This is a genomic window from Streptomyces sp. NPDC026673 (genome assembly GCF_040638135.1).
In the GTDB taxonomy this organism is placed as follows: domain Bacteria; phylum Actinomycetota; class Actinomycetes; order Streptomycetales; family Streptomycetaceae; genus Actinacidiphila.
Window position 1 is genome coordinate 63,356 of sequence record NZ_JBEZXR010000047.1, and the last position, 8,382, is coordinate 71,737.

Consider the following 8,382-nt stretch of genomic DNA (forward strand, 5'->3'; position numbering starts at 1 on the left):
AGTCCGTCGTGCGGGGAATGGCGCTTGGGAGCCCCGTCACCGCCAGGACGTGCCGTGGTGCGGACGCCCCGGCCCGTGGCCCGGCGCCACGGGCCACGCCGGCGGTTCGCCGCTCACCTGGTCGGCGGGCTGGTTCACCGTGCCCGGGGCCTGCGCGAGGCCGGTGGCCCACAGTTGGTCGACACGCGAGCGCTCGGCGGCGTCCGGGTAGCGGTTGGTGCAGGACGGGCCGGGGCCGCCGCCCGACATCAGCTCACTGCACGGCCCGCTGTAGTCGTCCGCCAGGCCCAGCACGTGCCCGGTCTCGTGGGTGACGACGCGGACCGAGTCGTCCTTCTGGTTCTGGGTGTAGTCGAGGAAGACGTAGCCGCTTCCGTGGCCGTCGGTGGAGGCGTACGACCCGCGCGAGTCGTTGCCCTCGCGGTAGGAGAAGTCGGCGCCGCTCGAAGCCTCCTGGAGCTTGACGTTGGACACGGAGCTGTTCCAGATCGAGGCCGCGGTCGATATCTGCGAGCGGAAGCTCGGCGCCTGGGAGGCGTTGTAGTAGACGGTCACCGCCTGCGCGTTGGGCTGGGCGGCGCGCTTTTCGGCGACCGACTTGAGCACAGCCGAGAAGAACGCCGTGTTGTTCGAGGCCTCCTCGACCGACCCGCCGTACCGGGCCACGGAGGTACCGGCGGAAGCGGACGGGGTGGCGGGCGTCTGGGCGCCGGCCGGTACTGCCGCGCCCAGCGCGGCGGAGGCCAGACCCAGGCCGAGAGCGACGGCGAGGAGCCTCGCGGAGGTTCGGGACGAGTTCATGTGAGGGCTCCCATCCACTCGTGACGCCGAGCGCCCGGTGCGCGGTCGACTCCGCGTGAACACCGGTTCCGAACTGCAGCGACGTCCTGTGGGTCGCCATTCTTAGAACGCCTCGACAGGGAACGCAACGGGTCCCGCCACTATGTCGCCTCGTAGGTCCCGGGACCTCGCCAGGGCAGTGCGCGCGGGTCTCCACTCCGCACAAGGCGGCGTGGGGAATAACTGTCGCAGCGTCAGAAGCCCTGCCTCACCGGGCTGCGGGCGTGCGGGTCGGCCGGACGGAATGCCGGGCAGCACAGCGGGATCCACATTCGGGCAAAGAGGGGCAAAACCCTACATGTCTACCGCACCGCATCTACTAAGTGCGCCGATTACTTGGCGGAGCGCTGTGACCGACGTCATAGAATGTGGGCTTCCGTTCCTTTCGCCCGGCGCCGACCCCTGCCCGCCGCACCCGGTGGCTTCCGGACTGCGCGAGCCGGGCCGTCGTCAGTCACGTACAAGAGGTACGCACCCGATCACAGGCAGCAGTCGGGCCGGAGGCCGGAATGCCGGAGGCCGGAGTCCGCCTCCACCGGAAGTTCGCCACTTGGGTCCGCGCGGCAGCGCGGAGGCGTTCTAGCAGTGATATCCGTCCGGACACTCGGCGAACAGCACTCCGAAGACCAAGAAGAAGAGGACCGGCACGCCGGACACCGCGCCCATGACGGCGAAGCGCCGACGAGCCTGCCGCCGACGCCCGACAAGAGCCACCAAGAACCCCGTGGCCGGCGCGACCACCGCGCTCGTCAGGGCAGCCAGGCCGAACACCCTGCCGAACTCTTCACGCACCTCGGGAAACCCCGCGATGAGGGTGATCAACGGTGTCAGCAGGATGAGCGGACTGGCCATCCACCACCACGCCATTCCCTTGATCACCCGATCCACCCCGGAAGGCGTCCGGCCGTCGGGCACTACCTCACCGGAACGCCGCTTCGGAGTAACGGGAGATGACATGGCGAAATCATAAGTGGCGGCGGCCCGGCAGCACTCAGCCGCGATCGACAACAGGCGGCCGGGCGCCGAGAGATGCTGCCGGTGGGTGAGTGCGGGTTCGTCTCACGGCCTTGGGGTGCAAAGCGGCGGGCTGCGGAGGGGAGGGTTGGGGGGCCCGGGGCCGGTTGGCGCTGTGCGGGTCGGTGGTCGGCGGGGGTTCAGGCTCCGGAGCGGGGCCGGTTGTCCACGGGTGCCGGTCTCGTCGCCGTCCGCAGGTAGGGACGGCCGGTCGCCACGCCCACCCTTCACGGGTGCGCGCCCGCCGTGACCGGCGTCCGCGGGTGATTCCCCGACAGGCAGCACCGGGCTCGGCGGACGACCTCCGGGGATCGGGCTCCGTTTTGCCGAGCATGTCGGCGACAGAGCCCCTTCGAGGCCTCAGGCCGCCCGCCGGATCCACTCTTCGCCGGCCTGCCGCAAAGACGCGGAACGCCGACGTGGCCGGCCCCGGGACGAAGCCCGGGCCCGCCGGCCTGCCCGTCGGCGGGCCCCGACCGTCAGGGCATCGAACGCAGCCGGTCCAGTTCGCTGCCGATCGTCTCCCGCAGCACATCGTGCCGGGGGTCGAGCCGGAACCGCTCGTCACTCCAGCGGTCACGCGGATACAGCCACACCGGTCTGCCCACCAGTTCGGCCGGCTCCCACTCGAACCTCGGCCAGACGTGGACGTGCAGGAACGGGTCCGTGTTGCCCAGGATCTCCAGGTTGACCCGGCGGAAGCCGCTGTCCAGCCGGCGACAGGCCCGCTCGACCGCTTCTCCCAGTTGGTCCATGTCGGACAGAAACGACCGTCGCTTGGCCCTCGGCAGTTCGGACAGCCGCTGAACACCCGGTTCGTCCGCGAGGAGAACCGAGTACCCCGGCAGGAACTGAACGTCGCCGATCACTGCGAAGCCGGACTCGAGTCGCCGTAGCACGGTCGGGTTCTCGCCCCGCAGAGCAGCCCCGATCCGGTCCGTCCGCCAGTCGCCGCGCATGCATCGAGCCTACCCATGAGTGATCAAGGCGCTCTCTTCGCTCCCCACCGCCCTCACCCGCTTCGAGGACCAACCACGTGAGGCGACGAGCGGCCCCGGCCGATTTCAGTTCGTGCCGATGCTCCGGGCCGTGGCCACGAGACTCGGGGGCAGCCCCGGGCCCGCGCAGGCGTAGTCGATCAACAGGTCCCGGTAGGAGGTGTTCGCGAGCCCCGGCGCCAGGGCGATCAGGGCCCGCAGATCGTCGGACGAGCCGGACAGCCGCGTGCGATAGGCGGCGCCCGCCGCACGCAGGGTGACTTCGTGGGGTTCGTGTTCCAGGCCTTGCCCGACGAGGCTCGCGGCTGCGGCGAAGTCGCCCTGCTCTGCGCGTACATCGGCGAGGTCCAGGTAGAGGGACCAGTTGGCGGGGTCCAGGGCCAGGGCGTCTTCGAAGGCTGCCGCGGCCCGGTCCAAGTCGCCCTTCACCCGCCAGGTGGCCGCTCGTGCGACCGCGGTCCACATGACCCGGTCGACGGCATCAGCGCGGTCGCACAGGGCGAAGGCCAGTTCGTGGCGTCCGCAGGCCCGGGGCAGCCGGGCCATGGCCGCAAGCGACTCCGGTACGGGACTGCGTTCGGACACCACGTCGACAGCGTGGAACCAGGGCGCGAACCGCTCCCGCATCTCGTCGGTGTCCAGGTCGTGGTCGTAGTCCAACGTCCGCAGACACGCCTCGGCCAGCGCCTCGGCACTCACCGCGCCGAGAAAGCGTGCGTCTCCGAACCAGGGTGCGGCGCCCCATGGCACGTCGGGCCGCACGCCCGTGACCGAACCAAGGGTCATCGCCGCGTCGTCCATGTCCCCGTCGAGGAACAGGAAGTACGCCTGCGCCGGCACGACGCTCAAGGAGCCCTTCCCTTCGAGCCCCTCCTTCAGCTCCGACCGCCGGTCCCGCCACAACTCGCCGAGCGCCGCATAGGGCTCCGGGGCTGCCGGCGCGGAGGCCATCGCCCCCACCAGAAACTCCACGGCGCCGACCGGGCTTCCACCGCAGTGCGCCATCACAGCGGCGAGAGCGACTCCCGCTGTCACTGACTGGTTCGACATCGCCGGAGGATATCCGTGACCAGCGGTCCTGTGAAACCTCCGCGTGCGCGGTGGCGCTGCCGTCAGCGATCCCTGCGGCGAGCACCATCGCGGGGCGTCTCCGGGCCGTCCGGATCGGCGCAGGCCGGGCGCTCCCCCCGCCGCACTTCCGGAAGACCCAGCCGATGCATGATCCGACACCGCGCCCGTGCGGGGGCATTGACCCGGCGGGCAGAGGTGAGCAGCATACGCACGTGATCAGGCATCGGCTCGCGACGGCACGGGGTCATCATGGCGGTTGAACCACGGTCCGATGTGCGTCCGCTGCGGGTGCGCCTGCGCGGCTACCTCCTCGCCGTGCCGATCCTCAGCGGGTGGGCGGTCATCGGTCACCGGTGGCTGTCCGAACCGTGGCCGGCGAGCGTGGAGACCGTGAGCCTCACACTCGCGGCATGCGTGCTCCTCGACGAGATCCGCGCCTGGCGACTCCGTCGTGTCGACCGCGTGACCGATCGATTCGGCGACTGATCACAGCCGACGGCGGTGGTCCAGGCGCCTGGCGGGCTCAACCGTCCAGAGATGCCACATAGGAAGCCAGCTTGTCGGGGCTGACCACCCACATGACGCGTTCGATGCCGTGCTCCGACGCATCAGCGGTCACAAGAGCCACTGCGTCACCGTGCCGCGTCACCAGGGCGGCAGGCCTGCCGTTGGCCTCCACCCAGCGGACATCCGTCTCGGCCCAGAAGCGCGGGGAGTAGGCGACGAGGGTCTTGGAGACATGCGGGCGGCCGATGATCGGGATCTTGGAGGCCCCGCGCTTCCCCGCACCGTCGGCGTAGCTGACCACGTCGGCCGCGAGAAGCTCTTCCAGCGCCGCCAGATTGCCGGTCTGTGCCGCCTCGACGAACGCCTTCAGCAGACGGCGGTGCGCGGTGGAGCTGACCGGCTCCTTGCGTTCCGCTGTGAGGTGCTTCCGGGCCCGGCTCACCAACTGGCGCGTATTGGCCTCGCTCGTCTCCAGGATGTCCGCGATCTGTTTGTACGGGTAGTCGAAGGCTTCCCTCAGCACGTAGGCGGCCCGTTCCACGGGGTTCAGCTTCTCCAGAAGGAAGAGGACCGCCATGTCGAGAACCTCGGCCCGTTCCGCCCCCAACTGCGGATCCGCGCTGGTGTCGATCGGTTCCGGAAGCCACGGACCGATGTAGGACTCGCGTTGCATCCTGGCGGACTTGGCGTGGTTGATCGACAGCCGGGTGGTGATCGTGGCCAGGAACGCCACCGGTTCCTGGACGTCGGCATGGTCGATGGTCTGCCAGCGCAGCCATACCTCTTGGACGATGTCCTCGGCTTCCGTGGCACTGCCGAGCACGCGGTAGGCGATGCCGAACAGTCGGGGACGCGCCGCCATGAAATCCCTCGTCGCCTGCTCAAGGGAGTCTGTGTTTTCACGCGTGCGCATGAGTGGCCTCCAACTCGTGATCACCATGCTATTAGCGGGCACAGTGGGACGCTCGCCGAGCCGGGCGGGATGTCCCGCTCCCCGCGGGCGATCGAATCCGTAGCGGCGGCTCGTCACTTCCGTCGCCATGGGCACACCGTGATCGAACCGGTGGGGCGCCGTTCGCGGCGGCGCGGGGTCGGGCCGGTCCACGCGAGAGCGGCCGGGACCGGGGGCGCCCGCGAGGACGGTCCGGGCGGAGCCTCGACGCCGAGCGCGATGCCTCGGCCACTTTCCGCCACATCGGCGAGATCTGTCACAAAACGGAGACCTCGTTTGACATTCAACCAAAAGCGTTGAAAACGGACCCGGCCATACAAGGACAGCATCCCGATGACCACAGAAAGCATCCAGAACGTGACGCTCGGCAAGGAGTTCAACGGGCTCGGCATATCCGACGCGGCATTCGCGCTGTTCGACGAAGTGGGCAGGGTCGTCGGATGGACGCAGACCGCCGAGCGGCTCGTCGGTTACGGTGCCGGGGACATCGTGGGCCGCGCCGCCACCCTGGTGGTGCCGTCCTTCGGGGCGGCAGCCGGCACCTCGGCGTTCGTGGAGCGCTGCGTCGCCCAGAACGGCTGGCCCGGCGCTACGGCCGTACGCCACCGCGGCGGACACCTGGTCGACGTCAGCCTGCGGATCACGGCACTGCGGGGCCAGGACGGGCCCACACGCTGGCTGGCCTCGCTGACCGACGCGGGGGCACTGTCCGGGGACGTACTGAGCGGCCTGGCGCGGGGCCCGCTCCTCGCCCGCGCGCCCATCGGAGTCGTCGTCCGGGACCCGCAGTTGCGCTGCACGGTCACCAACGACGTGATGGAGCAGCACGACGGCATCCCCGCCGACCGGCGGCTCGGACGGCGGATCTCCGAATCACTGCCCGGCGCCAAGGCCGAAGCCCTCGAGGCACTGATGCGGCAGGTCCTCCAGGGCGGCGTCGCCAAGGTGCACGAGTACCGGGCGTGGCTGCCCACCGCCCAGGGGCGGGAGCACCCGTTCGCGTGGGGCTACCACTGCCTCCAGGGCTCCGACGGCGAGACGGTGGGAGTGTGCGTGATCAGCGCCGACGTCACCGAGAGCCGGCGGATGCGCGAGCGCATCGACACCATCTCCGAGGCCAGTGCGCAACTGGGCGGGAGTCTGGACGTGATGCGGACCAGCCAGGGCCTGGCCGACCTCGCCGTACCCCTGCTCGCCGACTACGCCGCCGTCGACCTGGAGCAGTCCGTCCCGTTCGGTGAGGGGCCGGCCGTCCGCCTCGGCGCCACCACCGGCGGGGGTGTTCCCGTGCTGCGACGGGCCGGACAGGCCTCGATCCACCCCGGGGTCCCGGAATCCCCGCTGACGCACGGCGAGGCGGTCCCGATGTCGTCCACGTCGCCGCTTGCCGTCGTCCTGCGCACCGGCAAGCCCTTCCTCGAGCGCCACCTGGACCGGCCCCGACTCGACGGGCGGCCGGCACTCGCCCATGGGAGCCATGAGAGCGGCATGCACTCGCTGATGGTGGTGCCCGTCCGCGTGCGGGGCGCGCTGCTCGGTGTGGTGATGTTCGTCCGCACCCGGAACCCGGCGCCGTTCCAGGAGGCCGACCTGCTGCTGGCCGAGGAGCTCGTCAACCGCGCCGCACTCGCGCTGGACAACGCCCGCCGGTACGCCCGCGAGCACACCGCCGCCCTCGCCCTGCAGCGCACCCTGCTGCCGCGCCGGCTCTCCGGCGGCACGGCCGTCGAGACGGCGTCGCGCTATCTGCCGGCCGACCTGGACCACGGGGTCGGCGGAGACTGGTTCGACGTGATCCCGCTGTCCGGGGCCCGGGTGGCCTTCGTCGTCGGCGACGTGGTCGGGCACGGCCTGCACGCCGCCGCCACCATGGGCACACTGCGCGCCGCGGTGCGCACCCTGGCCGACATGGACCTGCCCCCCGACAAACTCCTGGCCCACCTCGACGACACCGTGCAGCGCCTGGCCGAGGAGGACTGCGACGACCCCGACCCGGCCCCCGGGGCCGTGGGCGCCACCTGCCTGTACGCCGTGTACGACCCCGCCACCGGGGTGTGCAGCATGGCCCGCGCCGGGCACCTGCCGCCCGCGATCGTCGACCCGCAGGGCCACGTCACCTTCCCCGACCTTCCCCCCGGAGCCCCTCTGGGCATCGGCCTCGGCGACCCCTTCGAGACCGTGGAACTGGAACTGCCCGAAGGCAGCCTCCTCGCCCTCTACACCGACGGCCTGATCGAGACCCGCGACCGCGACATCGAGGACGGCATGCACCGCCTGGGCACCGCCCTGAAGGACCCGGGCCGGCCTCTGGAGGAACTCTGCACGCGCGCGACGGACACCGTCTCCGGGCAGGCGTCCTGCGACGACACCACCCTGCTCCTCATCAGGACCCGATCCCTGCCCCCGGCCCAGCAGGCCTCCTGGACCCTGCCCAATGACGAGACCGCCGTGCGCAGCGCCCGCGACCTGGCGGCCCGCCAGTTGACCGCCTGGGGACTGGACGGTCTCGGCGACTCCACAAAGCTGATCGTCAGCGAACTGGTCACCAACGCCATCCGCCACAGCAGCGGTCCGATCCGGCTGTGCCTGAAGCAACACGGGGTCCTGACCTGCGAAGTGTCGGACACCGACACCTGTGCCCCCCGCCCGCGCCGCGCCCGCTCCACGGACGAGAACGGCCGCGGCCTCCTCCTCATCGCCCAGATGTCGCGCAGGTGGGGGTCCCGGTTGTTGCCGGAGGGCAAGGTCGTCTGGGTCGAACAGGATCTGCCCGCGGCCTCCGGCTCCCGGCCTTTGTCACGCCCGCTGCAGCCCAGTGCCACATAGACATCGACGATGCCCGACCCACCGCTGACGGTCGGCGTCAGGACCGCCGTATGCGTACCGGGGGGCGTGGAGGTCGGTGCGTCGAGGTCGATCGCGGCCGCGACATCCGCGGTGCCGGCGCCGATGCCGGTGGCCGGGGACGAACAGCGAACGCACCAGCGCCGGGTCCGCGGT

6 protein-coding genes and 1 pseudogene are annotated in these 8,382 nt (G+C 70.8%); 2 read left to right on the forward strand and 5 right to left on the reverse strand.

Annotation, left to right across the window (positions count from 1 at the left end; genetic code table 11):
- Positions 1-159 precede the first annotated feature (159 nt).
- The 4 genes and pseudogenes from snpA to AB0F62_RS27815 form a co-directional block, all read right to left on the reverse strand.
- Positions 160-801, reverse strand: a pseudogene (snpA, locus tag AB0F62_RS27800) (snapalysin); the annotation flags it as partial.
- A gap of 618 nt (positions 802-1,419) precedes the next feature.
- Complete coding sequence (locus AB0F62_RS27805) at positions 1,420-1,797, reverse strand: hypothetical protein (protein WP_361804780.1); 378 nt, start codon at positions 1,795-1,797, stop codon at positions 1,420-1,422.
- 536 nt (positions 1,798-2,333) lie between these two features.
- A complete protein-coding gene (locus tag AB0F62_RS27810; RefSeq protein WP_361804783.1) occupies positions 2,334-2,813 on the reverse strand; it encodes a diadenosine tetraphosphate hydrolase in 480 nt (159 codons plus the stop codon).
- Positions 2,814-2,918: 105 nt separating this feature from the next.
- The gene (locus AB0F62_RS27815; RefSeq protein ID WP_361804786.1) at positions 2,919-3,902 is read right to left on the reverse strand and encodes a tetratricopeptide repeat protein; all 984 of its coding nucleotides are present in this window, start codon (positions 3,900-3,902) and stop codon (positions 2,919-2,921) included.
- Positions 3,903-4,172: 270 nt separating this feature from the next.
- Here AB0F62_RS27815 and AB0F62_RS27820 point away from each other — a divergent pair, with 270 nt between their 5' ends.
- A complete protein-coding gene (locus tag AB0F62_RS27820) occupies positions 4,173-4,409 on the forward strand; it encodes a hypothetical protein (protein ID WP_361804789.1) in 237 nt (78 codons plus the stop codon).
- 37 nt (positions 4,410-4,446) lie between these two features.
- Here the strand turns inward: AB0F62_RS27820 and AB0F62_RS27825 are convergent, their stop codons facing one another.
- Entirely contained in the window at positions 4,447-5,343 is an 897-nt protein-coding gene (locus tag AB0F62_RS27825) for an RNA polymerase sigma-70 factor (protein WP_361804792.1), read from the reverse strand.
- Between the two features lie 372 nt (positions 5,344-5,715).
- On the opposite strand from AB0F62_RS27825, the gene AB0F62_RS27830 reads away from it, so the two are divergent.
- Positions 5,716-8,208, forward strand: a complete 2,493-nt coding sequence (locus tag AB0F62_RS27830) for a SpoIIE family protein phosphatase (RefSeq protein ID WP_361804795.1) — start codon at positions 5,716-5,718, stop codon at positions 8,206-8,208.
- Positions 8,209-8,382 lie beyond the last annotated feature (174 nt).